General features: G+C 60.3%; 18 protein-coding genes. 4 read left to right on the top strand and 14 right to left on the bottom strand.

The features are described from left to right. The 3 genes from H7847_RS18560 to H7847_RS18550 form a co-directional block, all read right to left on the bottom strand. Positions 1–354, bottom strand: a 354-nt coding sequence (locus tag H7847_RS18560; protein WP_227270974.1) for a DUF2285 domain-containing protein, incomplete at its 3' end; no start/stop codon positions are given. 97 nt (positions 355–451) lie between these two features. Then, complete coding sequence (locus H7847_RS27240) at positions 452–706, bottom strand: transcriptional regulator domain-containing protein (protein ID WP_227270973.1); 255 nt, start codon at positions 704–706, stop codon at positions 452–454. Positions 707–844: 138 nt separating this feature from the next. After that, complete coding sequence (locus tag H7847_RS18550) at positions 845–1,144, bottom strand: DNA -binding domain-containing protein (protein ID WP_227270972.1); 300 nt, start codon at positions 1,142–1,144, stop codon at positions 845–847. A 148-nt stretch (positions 1,145–1,292) separates the two neighbouring features. Here H7847_RS18550 and H7847_RS18545 point away from each other — a divergent pair, with 148 nt between their 5' ends. Beyond that, positions 1,293–1,517, top strand: coding sequence for a helix-turn-helix domain-containing protein (locus H7847_RS18545; protein ID WP_227270971.1), 225 nt, complete (start codon positions 1,293–1,295; stop codon positions 1,515–1,517). Between the two features lie 1,025 nt (positions 1,518–2,542). On the opposite strand, the gene H7847_RS18540 is transcribed toward H7847_RS18545, so the two are convergent. After that, positions 2,543–3,877, bottom strand: coding sequence for a lactonase family protein (locus H7847_RS18540; protein ID WP_227270970.1), 1,335 nt, complete (start codon positions 3,875–3,877; stop codon positions 2,543–2,545). Between the two features lie 102 nt (positions 3,878–3,979). Here H7847_RS18540 and H7847_RS18535 point away from each other — a divergent pair, with 102 nt between their 5' ends. Further along, positions 3,980–4,879, top strand: coding sequence for a LysR family transcriptional regulator (locus tag H7847_RS18535; protein WP_227270969.1), 900 nt, complete (start codon positions 3,980–3,982; stop codon positions 4,877–4,879). A gap of 130 nt (positions 4,880–5,009) precedes the next feature. Here the strand turns inward: H7847_RS18535 and H7847_RS18530 are convergent, their stop codons facing one another. Both H7847_RS18530 and H7847_RS27235 read right to left on the bottom strand, forming a co-directional pair. Further along, positions 5,010–5,345: a DUF736 domain-containing protein gene (locus H7847_RS18530; protein ID WP_127772698.1), complete on the bottom strand. Its 336-nt coding sequence runs from the start codon at positions 5,343–5,345 to the stop codon at positions 5,010–5,012. 752 nt (positions 5,346–6,097) lie between these two features. Next, positions 6,098–6,421 (bottom strand): ArsR/SmtB family transcription factor, encoded by a 324-nt coding sequence (locus H7847_RS27235; RefSeq protein WP_227270968.1) that lies wholly within the window; start codon positions 6,419–6,421, stop codon positions 6,098–6,100. 59 nt (positions 6,422–6,480) lie between these two features. Between H7847_RS27235 and H7847_RS18520 the strand changes: the two genes are divergently transcribed. Beyond that, a complete protein-coding gene (locus tag H7847_RS18520; RefSeq protein WP_227270967.1) occupies positions 6,481–7,026 on the top strand; it encodes a DUF6428 family protein in 546 nt (181 codons plus the stop codon). 60 nt (positions 7,027–7,086) lie between these two features. Here H7847_RS18520 and H7847_RS18515 read toward each other — a convergent pair whose 3' ends face one another. The 7 genes from H7847_RS18515 to H7847_RS18485 form a co-directional block, all read right to left on the bottom strand. Continuing rightward, positions 7,087–7,557 (bottom strand): hypothetical protein, encoded by a 471-nt coding sequence (locus H7847_RS18515; protein WP_227270966.1) that lies wholly within the window; start codon positions 7,555–7,557, stop codon positions 7,087–7,089. A 124-nt stretch (positions 7,558–7,681) separates the two neighbouring features. Then, positions 7,682–8,608 carry a DUF2493 domain-containing protein gene (locus H7847_RS18510; protein WP_227270965.1) on the bottom strand — a complete coding sequence of 309 codons (927 nt, stop codon included), beginning with the start codon at positions 8,606–8,608 and terminating at the stop codon, positions 7,682–7,684. A 313-nt stretch (positions 8,609–8,921) separates the two neighbouring features. Beyond that, complete coding sequence (locus tag H7847_RS18505; RefSeq protein ID WP_227270964.1) at positions 8,922–10,007, bottom strand: DUF7146 domain-containing protein; 1,086 nt, start codon at positions 10,005–10,007, stop codon at positions 8,922–8,924. 175 nt (positions 10,008–10,182) lie between these two features. Continuing rightward, complete coding sequence (locus H7847_RS18500) at positions 10,183–10,587, bottom strand: DUF6915 family protein (RefSeq protein ID WP_227270963.1); 405 nt, start codon at positions 10,585–10,587, stop codon at positions 10,183–10,185. Between the two features lie 11 nt (positions 10,588–10,598). Next, positions 10,599–11,090, bottom strand: a complete 492-nt coding sequence (locus H7847_RS18495; protein ID WP_227270962.1) for a DUF6878 family protein — start codon at positions 11,088–11,090, stop codon at positions 10,599–10,601. A gap of 72 nt (positions 11,091–11,162) precedes the next feature. Further along, positions 11,163–13,211, bottom strand: a complete 2,049-nt coding sequence (locus H7847_RS18490) for a ParB/RepB/Spo0J family partition protein (protein ID WP_227270961.1) — start codon at positions 13,209–13,211, stop codon at positions 11,163–11,165. Positions 13,212–13,317: 106 nt separating this feature from the next. Beyond that, positions 13,318–13,686, bottom strand: coding sequence for a winged helix-turn-helix transcriptional regulator (locus tag H7847_RS18485; protein ID WP_227270960.1), 369 nt, complete (start codon positions 13,684–13,686; stop codon positions 13,318–13,320). Between the two features lie 88 nt (positions 13,687–13,774). Between H7847_RS18485 and H7847_RS18480 the strand changes: the two genes are divergently transcribed. Further along, positions 13,775–14,776, top strand: a complete 1,002-nt coding sequence (locus H7847_RS18480) for a zinc-dependent alcohol dehydrogenase family protein (protein WP_227270959.1) — start codon at positions 13,775–13,777, stop codon at positions 14,774–14,776. A gap of 45 nt (positions 14,777–14,821) precedes the next feature. On the opposite strand, the gene H7847_RS18475 is transcribed toward H7847_RS18480, so the two are convergent. Continuing rightward, complete coding sequence (locus tag H7847_RS18475) at positions 14,822–16,015, bottom strand: DUF932 domain-containing protein (protein WP_227270958.1); 1,194 nt, start codon at positions 16,013–16,015, stop codon at positions 14,822–14,824. Positions 16,016–16,156 lie beyond the last annotated feature (141 nt).

The raw sequence follows: 16,156 nt of genomic DNA, 5'->3' as shown, positions 1-16,156 counted from the left end.
CTTTCCGCGCAACAGCTGACGATAACCGTCGCTGACGAGCACCTGACCATATCTTGCAAGACGTGCCACCTGCGCCTTCAAGGCGCTTGTTTTCCAAGGTTCTGCGCCAATTCGACCTGCTCCGAAATAGGCTATGGCGATGTCGCGCAGATGTGCACCGCTTTGCTGCGCGTCGGTCGTTCGCAGCGCATGACCGATGCGACGTCGGCGTTGATCCGTGAACCAAGAAGGCGTTTTGCGCCCGCGCCAGACGGTTCTCAGACGCTGCGCGGTGTCGATGCGGATGGACCAATCGGGATCGAGCGGGAGCAGGATTCCGAGCGGTTTTTCAGCGACGAACGAGTTGTCGGACACCAAGACCAAGCCTGTCCGCAGACAGGCCCAATGCCTCCCGTTACGCCCCCGTCGTGCCTGAAGGATGATGCGATCAAGTCGGATTGGTGGCATTCGTTCATCGGATATGGCGGACACAAGGACGGAAACGGCGGGCGCGACCGTGGGCTTCCAATAGAGGCGCGCGTCCGTTGCGCGCAGCTCTGGATCGACCGGGAAATCGTAACCCCCAAGCGGCCGCTTCCGCATCGGACATGGTTGGGAAGGCATTGCGATAGCGCGGATTGCGCCTCAGACACTCCCAGGCAAGACCGGATGCATCGAGATCCCTGATGTAATCGTAGTCGGCTTCACTGCGCCAGTTTTGTGACATGACTGCACCTCCAACGAAAAGCCGGTGCGGGATAGCGACCGGTGATCGATGAATATTCTCGCGCTAAACGGGAATTTGTAGGGGTACAGGTGGCATATGGCGATGCGCCGAGCGCATCACTGCATCTCTGAATTCTTGTCAGGTGGCTTGCGAATGGAGAAGATCGCAATAACCGTTCTCGGTCATCCAATGCGCGCGTCGAAGGTGCCCGTCATGCAGCCTGCGGGCGCGTTCCGGATCATTGCTCGCATCAATGCCGAACAGGATTCGGACAATCTCACCCAGGGGTGCGCCGTCCGCCTCTGCGTCGAGCAATCGCGCATAGAGCATGAGATGCCGCCGGTCATAGTCTGTGACGGAAGTGCCTGTGGGGGGAGTATCGGCAAAGTTGTTGGCGTTCTTTTTTGTCACTTCTTTCCCCCTCAAGCGCGTGCCCATGTCATTGGTTAGTGCCTTATTATAGCCTATGCTGGCAACCATCCGACAGTTGAACGGTCGTTTTTCCGCTATCGGTTCACACCAACACCTGTGGTTCCGCGTATTATAGCGCGTCGCACTAAAATACGCGATAGGCCTTTGTCGGCGGATGGATATCCGTCACACATTTGGTAACAATCTCAAGCATTACCGTATGCAAGCGAACATGAGTCAGGCCGCGCTCGCGGTAAAAATGGGCGTCGATCGGGCGCACGTTAGCGCGATGGAGCGCGGTCAGCAGAATGTCACCATCGTTACGCTTTGGCATGTCGCGCAGGCGCTGGAGGTGCGACCGGATTTGTTGTTGAAAGAAGATAAACAGGACACAATCTAGTCACTCGACAGCAGCTTATTCGGATGTCGGGAACGCGGACAAAGCCGCTATATGGCCAATGTCAGCGTTATAAAACAAGGCGTATGGGCGGTAGGTTCGAATTGGTCACAGGAAGCCTATCCAACGACCGGCAAACAGCGTTGCAGGCCATAGCACTAGTGAGAACGTTGCAAGCCACTTTCGAATAGTGATCGAATGGGCGCGTCGCGCCAAAGCGATGTTCGCGATTGCAATGCCCAAGAGAGCGATTTTGATCTGCATAGCCGGGTTTTCCGCATAATGAGCGGCCCGTGTTGCGAAAAGAACCAAACCAGAGAGCACCGCCAAAGCGAATGCCGAGACGGCGAGTGGTAGCGTTGCTGCAGCCAGGTCACGGGTGGCTCGATTTCTAAGTACAGCGATATTGTAAACTGTAGTCGCGCCCAACATGACAGCGAAGGCAAGGATGTGTGTCCCGTTCACGACGGGGTATAGTAGCGCTGAGGTCGCAACCGTCCTTACGAGCGGAAGACCCTGTAGCCAAGTAAGGAGCTCAATCCACATCCAACGTCAGCAACCGTCCACCTGATACCTCACACGCCCCGGTCTTGCGATTGGCTCTGCGCCTTCTGGCCAGATCCATTGGCCACGGAGTTGATGCGGTTCATCACAATTGCGGAAAGCTATGATCGCAATCTGATCGCCAACCGACACCATTGACCCCAAATCGAAGAAGCGCGCTATAGGCGCGAATTCAATCGTGATTTCGCTGCTTCGGGTACCTGGCCGAACGGCTAGAAGACTGGCCCTTATCGTGTCCTCAGCACCCGCGAGATCTAGTTCTCCCATTGGCAACGCTAAGTCGCGGTCTGTACGCAATGTGACTTCTGGATGAGGCTGGCCGAAGTATGTATCTGTCACGACGCCCTCTAGCCAGATCGGCATTGAAAGATCGTATCGTCCGGTGAAACCGTGATGCGCCCAGACGGGCGCAATCATGAAGAATAACGTAGCCAAAGCGAGCACTGATCTGATGCCACGTATCTTCATTGGTCAACTCGCTGCAAGAAGTGAACGCCACGCGGCATCCCGATTGGCTCGCCAACTGATATGAACGGTGTCGATGACTCTGGATCGAATGCCCAAAGGGCCAGATGTCCGGGGCCCCCGTCCACATCCTGATAGCTGGTCACAGCGATATGCCTCCCTTCTCGATCGAAGACGATGCCTTGGGGAAGGACTACGCCGGGCATCCGGGTCGTCGAACGGTACTCAGCCAAGCCAGTTTCCGGATCGAGCGTCAGCAATGTGAGTTCGCTGTAGTCGGTGTGTCCGGGGTCGTCCCGCGGGAGCCACGAAGCAACCATGTTAAGTCCAACCACGTAGCGTTCGTCCGGTGAAACAGCAAAGTTCTCGACATATCCCATGCCGCTCGGCACTGATGCCACAACCGCATGTTGGACGGGCGCGCTTTCATAGGTCGTTGAGCGGTCGTTCGCGCGCCGTGGCGGCGAGTTCGGTTCGTCGTCATCGTCAAACGCGATCACCGTCAGCAAACTGGTATTCTGACCGTAGCTGAGTTGTGCGAGATCACCCGTAATGTTGATGACAGTCGTTAGGAAATACGCGCCGTCCTTGGTCCATTGCCCTCTGCCTGGAAGTGGTGCTGTGGTGATCGGTTCACCCCACGGTTCCAGGATGCCATCCGCATAGCGGTAAAAGACGACCTGATTTGCTCCGCCGAGCGTAATTGCGGCGAAGTCGCCTGACGGGTGCCATTTGATCTCGGGAACGAAGGTGTTCGACACGCCTTCCAGACCGAGTGGCTGCATTGTCGGCTCGCCGAGTTGCCCATCATCAAAGGGATAGAGGCCGATCTCACCGTTAAACGGGAAAGTCACGGCCACAAGTTCGCCGGACGGATGGATGTCGATGGCCGCCGGTGCCGAAGAGGTGGTCACCGTTTGACGAACAACGGGTGCTGTGCTGTCTGAGAGATCAACAAGGCTGAGCGTGCTGCCTTGCTCGATCTCCGAAAACTCCAAGGCCTTCTCGTCCGGCTGCGCGAAAGGCTCGCTGACAATGGCAACGGAGCCATCTTGCACGACAGCCATAACATTTGGCCAAGTCGCCACGGAATTACTGGCCTCAACATCTGCTCGCGTCCAGGTGTTCTCGTCGGACCGGGAGACAATGCTCAAAAGATCTGGCGTAAGCGGCCCGAGCAACCCGTCAATATAGCCAGTTGCCAACATGGCGCCATCGGACAATGCGATGAGATCGCTATCTGCAAACGGTATATCTTGGGCCAGGCTCGTTCCCGGAACGATAAGGCTCGCTGATAAACCTGCAAGAAAAGCACGGGCTGGATGAAGCGGCATCGAAATCCTCCTTCTGACGTACGATCCAGCAGAAGAGATGGTGAGTGGTTCTGAAATGCTCCAATAATAAGATTTGGGTAGGTGATAACTGGAGCTGATCAGATGGATATGCGCAACCTTGAGGCGTTCTGCATTCTTGCCAGTACGCTCAACTTTCGGCGCGCGGCTGAGAAGTTGCGGATGAGCCAACCGAACTTGAGTGGCCGGATTGCGCGCCTCGAAGACGAGTTGGGTATGCGTCTCTTCGACCGCTCACGCGCAGGCGTAAAACTGTTGGAGACCGGGCAGCAGTTCCTACCACACGCACAAGGGCTTCTTGAACGGTCGCGTCTGGCTCACGACGCTGCGAAGGCAATTGCAAGCGGGCTTACAGGGCGACTAAGGGTCGGCTACACGCCAGTCTCATTTATGGGCGAAATCCCGCAGATCCTGTGCGCCTATTCCAGTGCCTTTCCAGATGTGCGGCTCGAACTGATCGAGGGTCTGTCCGGTGATGTGGAAACTGGGTTGGCGAATGGCCGACTGGATGCAGGATTTCTTCATCCCCCCATCGCTGATCCCCGTCTATCGACATCAAAGTTGGCGTCTCATCAATATGGTATAGTCCTACCTAGTGGTCACAACCTTGCTAAAAATGAGCGTTTGTCGGTCGCCGCTTTGGCAGAAGAGGAGTTCGTTCTGGTAGAACGCCCGACTGGGCCCGTAATCTATGATCGTTTGATCGCCATGTGCACCAAAGCTGGATTTGCGCCCAGAATCCGCCAAGAGGTCGGTAATTCAATCGCCGTGCTCGGCCTCGTTGCAGCAGGGCATGGCGTTGGTTTTGTAATCGATGCAATGCAAACCCTTGGGCGCAAAGATGTCGCATTTGTAGCCATTTCAGATCAATGCCCGACACTCGATACTTGCATCGCGTTTGATCCGAACCAGACTTCGCCGGCGCTCGAGAAGTTTATCACGTTCGTTGTTTCGAATAGCAGTCATTCGCTGCGATCCGTCTAGCGTCAAAGATGGGCTCACTGCCGACATTCGACCACTCTCTATGCGCCCGCACAATGTCAATTGGTGAACGCAATTCAGGCACACGGAAAAGCCCCGCCCGGTTTCCCGGGTGGGGCTGAGGTCGTGGTGCTCAGTCGCCGTTCTTGCGGCGCGCCCGAGACCAGATGAGGCTGAAGGTTTCCTCGCCGCCTTCGACGACCGTGTCATCGAAGAGGTTAGCGTAGATCGGCTGGGTGAAGCTCGGATCGTCCAGCTTGAGGCTCAGATAGTCGCGGCTCTCGTTTGAGCGCTTCGACCAGGCGGCGCCGATCTCGGCGCGGCCGACGAAGACCCGGTGGGAGGGGGCGTTCTCGCCGGAGGTGCTGTCCTCGGGGACGATGCGGACGTTCTGCGCCTGCACGTTGAGGGTGACGATTTCTCCGACGTATTCGTTGCCGGTCTTCTTGAAGGTTCCGATAGTGGCCATGTCATTTCTCCTTTGGCTTTCGATCCCGCGCCCGTCGCGGTCTCGATGGCGATCGTCAGGACCGGGACGATCCGCCGACGCAGCCCTTGGCCCGCAGCGCAAGCGGAGGACGCCGGGGGCGGTCTTTCTTGGACCCGTCAGGGTCGTCCCGCGAGGAATGGGCAAAGCCCAGGGGAAGAAAGTCCGAACCCGGCGTTGCGGCTGAGGCGGTCGAGGCTTCAGCCGATCCCGGTCAGATCAGCCGATGGAGAGGCCGTGACGGACGCTGATGACGAGGGCATGGGATGAGAAATGACCGCCACCCCTGGACCGGGCAACCCACCGGCAATGTCGATCGAAGAAAGACAGGCTCTGGCGTGCAGAACGGCGCAGAGCATATTCATCGCCAAGCTCTCCCGGCGATGCGAGAATGTTCCCTCCCAGTGAGGCTTGGCGGCGTTCGATATGTACTGTGCACGGCCGGGGCGCTCGAACGAGATCAGACGCGCTCAGCCGAATAACCATATTCGAGCTTCAACGTGCCTCGCACTACACCGTGATGCTGCATGGTTTTCGGCGGCGTGGTTTCAGAGATCGTTCGCGAACGGATGTGCCTGGATGGCGTCCGTGTGCTGCCCATCATCCTTGCAATTAGGACCGGCGAGGCTTGCGATCCGCGCTCTTGGGGCAATTGAATGGCAGCAGCAAGTCCAAAGTGTCAAATGCTGCCGGTGTATAGAAGGGCCGCTTTAGGAGCTCAAGGGCTGTTGGGTTCAACCTAACCTCATCGAGCAGCAGTTACGTAATTCGGCGCTTCCTTTGCAGCAGTCCTCCATCAAGAAGGTGATTAGCGCACCAATTCTGTTGAAATCGATGCGATAGTTTAGGGTTCGAGACTGCCGCTCCCTGTGCAAGAACCCTGCTTCTGACAGCGCGTTTAGGTGGAAGGACGCCCTCGATGGGCTTGCTCCGATCTTTCGCGCAATGTCACCAGCGCTCATGCCGCTCGGGCCCGCCTCGACCAAGACCCGGATAATGCACAGTCGGTCCGTATTCGAAAGAACCCCAAACAAGTTGGCGGCGTCTTCTGCGACCATGTTTCAACACCTCTTGAAATGTTAGTACGTGTCTGTAGGGTATTTCAAGAATCATTGAAATGAAAGGTATCGCCATGAAGACACTTTCCGATCTCCTGCACGACCTTCAACGCCAAGACCCTGCGCTTCCTTTGGTTTTTGAAACCAAGGAAGGTGAAATTTCGCCTGGTTATCATGTCACTGAACTCAGGCATTCATCTTTGAAAGGGATCGATTGTGGCGGAAACACAGAAGCTTGGCAGGAGGCAAAACTGCAGCTTCTTGACGGGCGAGGCGCGAACCACATGAGCGTTGGCAAATTCAGCAGCATTGTCGCCAAGACCCTGTCTGTCATGCCAGAGTTGGCGCACGTCTCATTGCAAGTCGAGTTCGGACACGACAACACGGACCTTCGGCTGATGTCGCTGAGCAGCCCGGAGCATCGTGGCGACCGTATCGTGATAGGGCTTGGCAATATGCGCGCTGTTTGCAAACCGGTTGAAAGAGCCAGGCGAGGAGAAGGTGGCTTAGGTTCCTCTTGCAACATCGAAGAGACGTCAAAAGAGCCGTCCTCTTGTTGCTCTGCGGTCAAGTTGCGTGATGGTGCCAGGGTGTGCTGCGCATAGGGGCGCAGCCCGCCAAAGCCGACATTCCTGGCAAGTACTTCAACGTAGGCTAAGCCCCGCTTACCGGTCATTTGCGAACGGGCTCGCCTTGATGGCATCTGTGTGCTGCACATCGTCCTCGCCGATGGGACCGGCGAGGTTTGCGATCCGCACCCAAGCGGTGCATGCGGTGACGATCCCGCCGATGATGGCGAAGGCCAGCGTCCAGTCTTCGGAGGCGCCGCCGATCTGCGACAGGCCCTTGATCGCTGAGAATCCGGCGACGCCGGCAGGGGCAGCGAAGAGCGCGCCGATGGCAAGACGGATGGGGACGGACTGGACCTTGGCGAAGACGATCTGGCCGATGAGATAGGTGAAGACGGCTGCAAACATGCCAGCAACCAATGCCGCAATCACGCCCGCTTCGGTGTCGTAGATATATATGCCGACGCTCACCCCGACGAATGCAGGTAGCGCGTAGACGGCCAATGCGAACAGCACCCAGACGAGGAAGCCGAGGCCGATGACACTCAGGAAGGCTGATACGAACATGGGCGGTCTCCTCTCATGGGCTGCGCCTCCACCACCGCCACGGCGCTGTCGGAGCATAGCACATCTGCGGTGTTCACGGAATATTCCCGCTGGGCGCATCGCGATGCGGTACGCGCATCACGGGTCATGACGACCCGCCTTTCGCTGCGCGGAAATCATAGAGTGGGATGCCGAGCGCCTTGGCCTTGTCGGCGAGATTGTCAGAGATGCCGGAGCCCGGGAAGACGATCAGCCCGATGGGCAGCGTCTCCAGAAGCAGATCGTTGCGCTTGAAGGGCGCAGCTTTGCCGTGACGGGTCCAGTCCGGCTTAAAGACGATCTGTTGGCACTTGCGATTGTTGGCCCAGCAGGCTGCGATGCGTTCGGCGCCCTTGGGTGAACCGCCGTGCAGGAGCACCATGTCGTCATGCTTGGCGCGCACCTTGTCGAGGGCGGCCCAGATGGCTCTGGTGTCGCCAACGTCCTGCCCGCCGGTGAAGGCGATCTTTGTCCCCGTTGGGATGAGCGGTTCGAGCTCGGTCTTCCGCTTGGCGTCGAGATAGTCGCGGCTGTCGATCATCGCGGCGGTCATGTGCTTGCGATTGACGTGGCTGCCCGAGCGCGGATGCCAGGTCTGGCCGAGATGCGCCTCGAAATGCTCGGCGGCGAGATCGCGCATGCCGTCATAGGCGTTGCGCTGTTCGGTGAGCGTCAGCCCTTCGGCGATGAGGCGTTCCAGTTCGACCGAGCGGACTTCGGAGCCGTCCTGGCTGCGCTGTGACCGCCGCTGCGCCTGTTCGTTGTCGTCGAGTTTGCGGTCGATACGGGCCGCCATGCGGTGGAAGACATTGGTGGTGGACCAGAGCAGGTCCTCCAGGTCGGGTTCGAGACGCGTGTCGCAGAGGGCGATGACCAGGGCGTCGAAGATGTCGGCGATTGCGCCTTCAACGGTGCTAGCGTCTGGCAGTGGCCGCGGATCGGGTTCGTCGGCAAACGGTCGATGTCCGAAGAGTTGCAACTCGTCGAGAACTAGGGCTGTGGCGGAGCGGGTTTCGGGTTCGTGCTGGGTCATGGGCGTTGTTATGCCTCCTTGTCGCTGACCGCGCCTCGCGCGGCCTTCATGGGCGAGAAGAAAGCGGGACGCGACCGGGCCCGCACCGACGCAATTCCCCACGAAGTGGTACTTCGCGGGGATCCCGTGGCTGCGTCGGCCGAAGCGTCAGCGGAGGATGGCGGAGGCGGCGCCGTTTTGGATCGCGATGCAAAGCCGAGCTTCGCTCGGCGGCGGAAAACGGTGCCGCCGCAGCCATTGCCGGCCCGGGCGGGTTCCGCTCCGGCTCGCCCCTCTCGGGAAGGCCGTCAGGCGCGGCTCTCTAGCGTGAGGTTCATTCCGCCTGTCCAGCTGACGACACCGGTTCCGGACTCCAGCAACTCTCGGCTGCGAGAAGGTTCGGAACGTCGACCGGCGCGAGCTGGGGACGCAAATGGCTGCGCATCTCGGCGATGCCGCAGTTCCGAAGATCGCCGTTGAAGTCGTCCAGCATCGGTCGCAACGGTAGAAGGTGTAGGTCACTGTCCCCGAAGCGATTGGTCAATGCGTCGAAAGCCGTCCGTCCCGCCTCGTCATTGTCGATGGCCACATAGAGTCTGCGGAGATCGGTCGGCGGATCGAACGCTGCGAGATGATTGCCCGAGAGCGCCGCGGCAACCGGAAGACTGGAAAGTGCATGCCTCAGCGAGAGCATCGTCTCCAGGCCTTCGCCGACAGCGAGAATGTCGGTCGGTGATCCGAACCTGACGGCATGGCCGAGCAGATTGCCCATCGCTTTGCGGTTGGGATCGAGCGGAGCCTTTTCGGCTGTCTGCGGATCCAGCCATGTCCGCTGCACGCCGGTCAGGGTTCCGGCAGTGTCGGTGACTTTGGCGAGCAATGCGGGCCAGGCGTCGGGTGGGTCATCCGCACCTGCACCCTCTCGCCAGTAGTAGCAGTTCGGATGAAACCGGAGCGCGCTCACGGTTCGAAGGTTTTCCAGACCGCGTGAAGCGAGATAGCGTTGCGCCAGTGTGCCGCTGATCGGCTGCCCCATTTCCCATAGGCGGCGGACCGCTTCGGTTGATCCTTGCGGAGCCGGTTCTTGTCGCTGTCGCGCGGGTGGTTCGGGACGTGGCAGGCTCAAAAAGCGACGCGCCTCCTCAAGCGTATCGCGCAGCGTCGAGAGATTGAGATTGGCCGCGATGAGGTCGAGCAGATCACCATGCTCGCCCGTAGCGGCGTCGGTCCATTTGCCCGCCGCGCCCTTGCCGCGGCTCGGTCCGGTGAGCCGGACATAGAGACTGCGACCGGGTGTGTTGTCGACGTCGCCGACGATCCAATAGTTGCCGTGTTTGCGTCCATTGGACAGATATTGGCGGCAGACTGCCTCTGCCTCGCGGCTAAGCTTGTCCGATAGGTCTGCGGCGGGACTGTCCATGTCGGTCTCCTGAATGGTGCGCAGAAAAAAGGGCCTGCCGCGTCCGACAGGCCCCAGGGCGAGGGAGTTGGGGGAGCGTCTCCCTCGGTTGGTGGTCGCCAACTGCTCGAAAGTGGGCGAAGGCGGCGGCGACAGACCCATCTTCGCCGATGTGGCGATATCGGGCGATGGCCCGTCAGCCGCCGCCAGCCTGCCTTTGTACGACGCCAGTACGAGGTTCCGCCTCGGCCGCGAACGGATCGACGATCCGGTGGATTGGTTGCGCGCGCTGCATCCAGGGCTCGGGCCGGATGCAACGCACCCAATCTGCGAAGCTCGGGATGAAGCCGAGGTCCTCGATCACATGCTGCTCGCCGATCTGCCGGACGGGTACCTCGCGCCCGGTCGAAACCGTGATGACGGTCCCGAAGATGCGTTCGAGCATGAAGATGCCCTCGGCATGGTGACGCAGCGCCCGATGCCGAAAATCGGCGGTTATGCACTTGGACTCGTCGAACCAATTGTGCAGAGCGATATAGTCGTCTGCCGTGCCGCCGAACTTGCGCGCCGAGGAAAGCGCATGGTGATAGCAGTGTCCCATGTCCGCCTCCCTCAGAATGTATGCTCGAAGAACTCAGAGTCTTCGAAGCGCATGTTGAATTCGAGGGTGATGGTCTCTGCGGCCACGTCGAAGACGAACTCGCCGAAGGCCCCGGTATTGTTCTCCCAACCGCCATGGGTCTGCCCGAGCAATTCATAGACCATGTGCTCGATGGCCTCACCGAGCGGCATGGTCTTTTCGGTCGGTTCGGTCTCGCGCCAGCCAAGCGTGAGTAATTTGATCGCGCCTTCGGGCAAAGCGATCTCGCTGCCATCGGCTTCGGCATGGACGCTCTCGATGCCGCCGCTGTCACCATACCCGTCGAACTCGACGGTGACGGTTGTAATGTCGGCCTCGGTGAGGACGGCGAAGATCGCCGCCTTGTTCTTGGGGCGGATCGTATCGAGCAACGCGTTGCGCGCCTGTTGCTCTGCCTCCCATTTGGCGAAGTCGAAAGTCGGGGTCGGTGCGGCTTGGGCAGCCGTGTCGGTCGTATCTGTCATCGGATATCTCCTTGAAACGAAGAAGGCCCGGCGCGAGGGCCGGGCCTTTGAGGGGATGATGGGTTTACGGACTTATTCGGCGGCCTGAAGCGCAGCCTCGTCGTTCTCGACTACCGGTTCGTCGGGAGCGACATCGCCGTCATCGACGATCTCAAACTCCGGCTCATCGGGCTGTTCGGCGAGCGGAGCCGTGCACAGCGGCCCGGGAAGCCAGCCCGTGCCTGCCAGCAGTTCTTCCGCGGCTTCGACCATGTCGGGCTTCTTGAATCCGGCGATCCGGTCGGCGTCCTTGTCGCCTTTCGCCTCGCGCACCGCGGCGAGGATCTGGGCCTTGGTCACGCGGCCGAGATAGCTGTCCGCCGTCGGCGTCCAGCCCGCCTTCACCATGTCCAGCCCGAGCGTCGAAGCCAGGATGTCTGCATGGGCGATCTGGTGCGGCTTGCGGTAGTGCGGCTCCTGCACAGCGTTTACCGTCATCGCCACGCAGTGGGCGAAGAGCGCTTCGCGGCTGTCGCTGTCCCACTCGGTCAGCGCGTCCCACAGGTCCTCCGGCTGCTTCGGCAGGTTGCCGGCCCAGGTCTCGATCCCGAGATCGATCGACTGAACATAGGCAGCTTCGCCGAGGTTCGGGGCTTGCGACCCAAACTGCGTGGAACGCGGGCTAATCTCGATGCAGCTGTCCTGGCCGTAGTGGTAGAAGAGTTGCAAGACCATCGCGTGCAGGCAGGCAAGCATGGCCAGTTGCGGATCGTTCGCGAGCGCATCTCGCAGCGCCATCGTGCGATGGACCGTCAACTCACACACGAGGCGATCCGACAGCGGCTTGGTGCCGTCGTCATCGTCTTCCTCATCCTGATCCGTCACCGGATCGGATGCGTCACCGACGACTTCGTCCGCGTCTGGATCGACGGTCTCGCCGTCGGGACTGTCGTCAGCCTCGACTGCCGGTTCGTCCTCGGGTCGGACATAGCCGCGCTCGACGCGCAACCCTCCGGAGCTGTCGATGCTGACGAACGCGCCGGCTATTGCGTAGTCCTCCGCCTCGAACCGGATCGGGCGGTTCTGGAGCGCTTCCATCGCGGTCTCGATCTCGCCGAGCCGCTCGTCGACCTCCTCGGGGAGTTCATCCGCTTCGGCATACTCGTCTTCGAGCTTCTCATACTCGGCCTTGAGCGCTTCGTAGGTCTTTTCCTCCTCCTCGCTCATCGGTTCGGCCTCGCCGCGAATACGCCGCAGGTCGTAGGTGTGGCCGTAGGGAAAGTCGGTGCCGACTTCGATCCAGTGCCAGCCTTCGGCGCGGATGGCCTCGGCTTCCTCGTTCAGCTTCTCGGTGACCATGGTTTCGAGCAAAGCCGCGTCCTGCAACCAGCCGCCATCGTCGGTCTGGAATAAGTCGCGTAGCACCTCGCCACCCGCTTCGACATAGTTGTCGAGGCCGACGAATTGCGCCCGTCGGTCGGAGGCGCGGACAGCGCCCTCGGTTAGCATACGGCGAATTTCGTAAGGCTGCCTGTTGTAGTGCTGCTTTAGCGCCTCCCAGACCTGCTCCTGGCGCTCATGATCGGGATTGACCGTAAAGGCCATGAGCTGGTCGAGAGTCATCTCCTCTTCGGCATAGGCCTCCAGCAGGGTGTCGGAGACTGATGCGAGCTTGAGGCGCTGCTTGACGACGCCCACGGAAACGAAGAAGGCCGCAGCGATCTCCTCCTCGGACTTGCCCTTCTCGCGCATCGCCTGGAAGGCGCGAAACTGGTCGAGCGGATGGAGTGGCGCGCGCTGTATGTTCTCGGCGAGGCTGTCTTCTTCCGCGAGACCTTCGGTGCGGACGATGCACGGCACCGGTGCGGTCTTGTTGAGCCGGCGCTGCTTCACCAGAAGTTCGAGCGCGCGGTATCGGCGCCCGCCGGCCGGGATCTCGAACATGCCGGTCTCCGCGCCCTCGTCGTCCAAGACGGGACGGACCGTGATCGACGACAGGAGCGTACGCCGGGCGATGTCCTCGGCCAGCTCCTCGATTGAGACGCCGGCCTTGACCTTCCGAACGTTGGACTGGCTGAGCACCAGCTTGTTGAAGGGGATGTCGCGCGAGGCGCTGAGGGTGATCTTGTTGGACTTCGTCATGGGACTTCTCCGCGACGGGCGGTCATGAGACTCTCTCTGACCTCCAGACCCGTCACGAAAAATCTCGCACTCCTCTCACTCTAAATCAGAGCAGCGGCGACTCCCGTCACACCTCCTGCAAAGGCTCGATCCCTTCGCGGGCCTGAAAGGCTTCTCCCCAATCGCGCAGCGAGATCAGTACAGGCTCAAGGGTTCGCCCGAATTCGGTGAGCTCGTACTCCACGCGCGGCGGAACTTCGGGATAGACGATGCGGTTGATCACGCCGTCGTCTTCGAGTTCGCGAAGCTGGAGCGTGATCATCCGATGTGTCGCGTTCGGGGTCAGGCGGCAGAGCGCGTTAAATCGCAGCCGCCCGTCCAAGAGATGAAAGACCAGGACGGGTTTCCATACGCCTCCGATCACACTCATGGTCGCTTCAACGGCACATCCGGTCTTTTCGGCCCGACGACGAGGCCCCCTAACAGTATCATTCATGTGCGTACATGTCCTTTTTGTGCGTACTAACATTAATGAAGATTAGGCGCTACCTCCTTCTTGGAACAATCAACCAAGGAGAATTTCGATGCGTGCATTTCGTTTGAATGGAGCGGCTGAGCCGCTGAAGCTGGTCACGGAAACTGACCCGCAACCTGGCAAGGGCGAGGTCCTGGTCGATCTGAAGGCGGCGACCCTGAATTACCGTGACTTGATCGTCAAAGAGGGTCGCTATGGTGGCGATCAGCGCGACGATCTCATCCCATTGTCCGATGGCGCAGGCATCATCAGCGCCGTCGGTCAAGGCGTTTCGGCCGATCGCGTGGGTGAGCGTGTGGCGATCGGCTTTATGCCCAAGTGGACCGAGGGACCGTTCACGGCGGCGAAGCAAGCTGACGCCCTCGGGGGAGGCTATGTCGATGGGGTTCTGGCGGAGAAGATCGTCGTTCCAGCGACGGGCGTTGTAACGCTACCTGATGACTGGTCCTTTTCGGAAGGCGCGGCATATCCTTGCGCCGGCGTGACGGCCTGGAACTGCCTTTTTGGCGGGCGCGGCGTGAGGCCGGGTGAGACCGTCCTCGTCGAGGGCACGGGCGGCGTGTCGACGTTTGCGCTGCAGTTCGCGAAGTCGGTGGGTGCCAGGGTTATCGCGACGTCCAGTTCGCCCGAAAAGGCCGCGCGCGTCAGAGAACTGGGTGCTGAGGAGGTTATCGACTACGTGAAAACGCCAGACTGGGGGTCACGCGCCGCCGAGATCGCTGGCGGTGAAGGCGTGGACCACGTTGTAGAAGTCGGAGGGTCTGGGACGATCAACCAAGCGCTCGAGGCCGTTCGGCCTGGTGGAGAGGTTGCTCTGGTCGGTGTTCTGACCGGTTTTGGCGGCGAGGTGAATACTGGCGCAATCCTCATGAAAGCCATCTATGTTCGCGGCGTCTACGTTGGGTCGGTCGCCGATCTCAGCGAGGCGATCCGTTCGGGTATTCGGCCGATCATCGACAAAGTGTTTTCCTTCGAGCAGGCCGATGCAGCGTTCGAGAGACTGAAGAGCGGCGCGCATCGAGGAAAGGTCGGTATCGAGATCGGCCAATAGCGTTAGACACACTGGGCGACATCAAACTATCGCCCGGTGTGGTTGTCAGGCAGCAGCCTCCAACAGCTTCTTGGCGTGAGTCTCCATGGTAAGCCGCGCGTCCTGCTGCGGCTTGGACCGGGCGACGGCGGTGATGCCTTGGACGAAGTCGAAGACGCTCTCGGGCGGGCGGCCTTCTTCGGCGAGGACGGTCTCGACGATCTTGCCAGTCTCTGCCTTCGAGAAGCCACGCTTGCGCAGGAAGTCGGTGCGGTCGTCATCGCTGCGCGCGACGATCCGTTCGCGCGCTGACCGAATGCCCTCCATGAAGGGTTGTGGCGAGGAGTCCGCGAAGTTTGCCAATGCCGGCGCTGCTTCGTGTGCGAAGCGATTTGCGGCGTATTTCGAATGCCGGATCGTGATTTCCTGAAAGTCCTCCACGCCCCAGAGATTGCGGTTCTGGCAGACGGCGCGGAGATAGAAGCTGGCGATGCCGAGCGTCTTCGCGCCCACCTCCGAGTTCCAGCAATAGAATCCACGGAAGAAGAAATCGGGCGACCCGTCGGGCAGCGTGCCTGCCTCGATCGGGTTCCTGTCGTCGACCAGGAACAGGAAGACGTCGCGGTCGGAGGCGTAGAGCGTGGTCGTGTCCTTGGTGACGTCGACCATCGGGTTGTAGACGCCGGTCGACCAGTCGAGCACGCCCGGCACCTTCCAGCGCGTGTCGCCGACGCCGTCGCCTGCGATGCGCTGCACGGCGGAGACCAGCTCATGGTCGTAGATGCGGCCATAGTCGGGGCCGGTTACGGCACGCAGTTCGGTGCAACCATTGGTAACCTCCATCGTCTTGACCTGCTCAGCGCGGTGGTTGGTGAGGCCATATTGCAGGTTGATGCCCGCGAGCGGCGCCGGAAGCTGACGCAGATAGGCCGCCGGGGCGCCGACTAGGCTGGCGAGTTGGCCGAAGCTCCAATGGGTCGGCGCGACGGGCGCCTCGGCGTCCGGAAGGACGACTGCGAGCTTTTCCGGATGGTCACGATGGGCCTCGACGCGGATCGCCGCGCTTTCGACCGTCCTCGTCTTGCTCCGCACGGCGCGGCCCTTCACCGAATCGTAGAGGTCCGAGAGCGAGAGGTACTTCTCGTCATCGGGCCGGGAAAACCATTCGGACGACACACGCCCATTGTGCCCGCCGCGGGACACATCCACCTTGTAGCCGCCGCTCGCGGGGCGCCCGTTCATGATCTCAATCGCTGTCATGGCTGTTCTCCATGACGGGCGGTCCGAGAGCCTCTCTCTCGACCTCCAAACCCGTCACGGCGACAGCCGCAGGCCTCTCACTCTCCCTTGCCGTTCAACATCTCGGTGTGATCGACCAAGGACCATATTGCCCGCGTCAGG

Origin of the sequence: Roseobacter weihaiensis, assembly GCF_020622345.1 — a bacterium.
Classification (GTDB): domain Bacteria; phylum Pseudomonadota; class Alphaproteobacteria; order Rhodobacterales; family Rhodobacteraceae; genus Roseobacter; species Roseobacter weihaiensis.
This window is presented reverse-complemented; position numbering and strand designations above follow the sequence as displayed.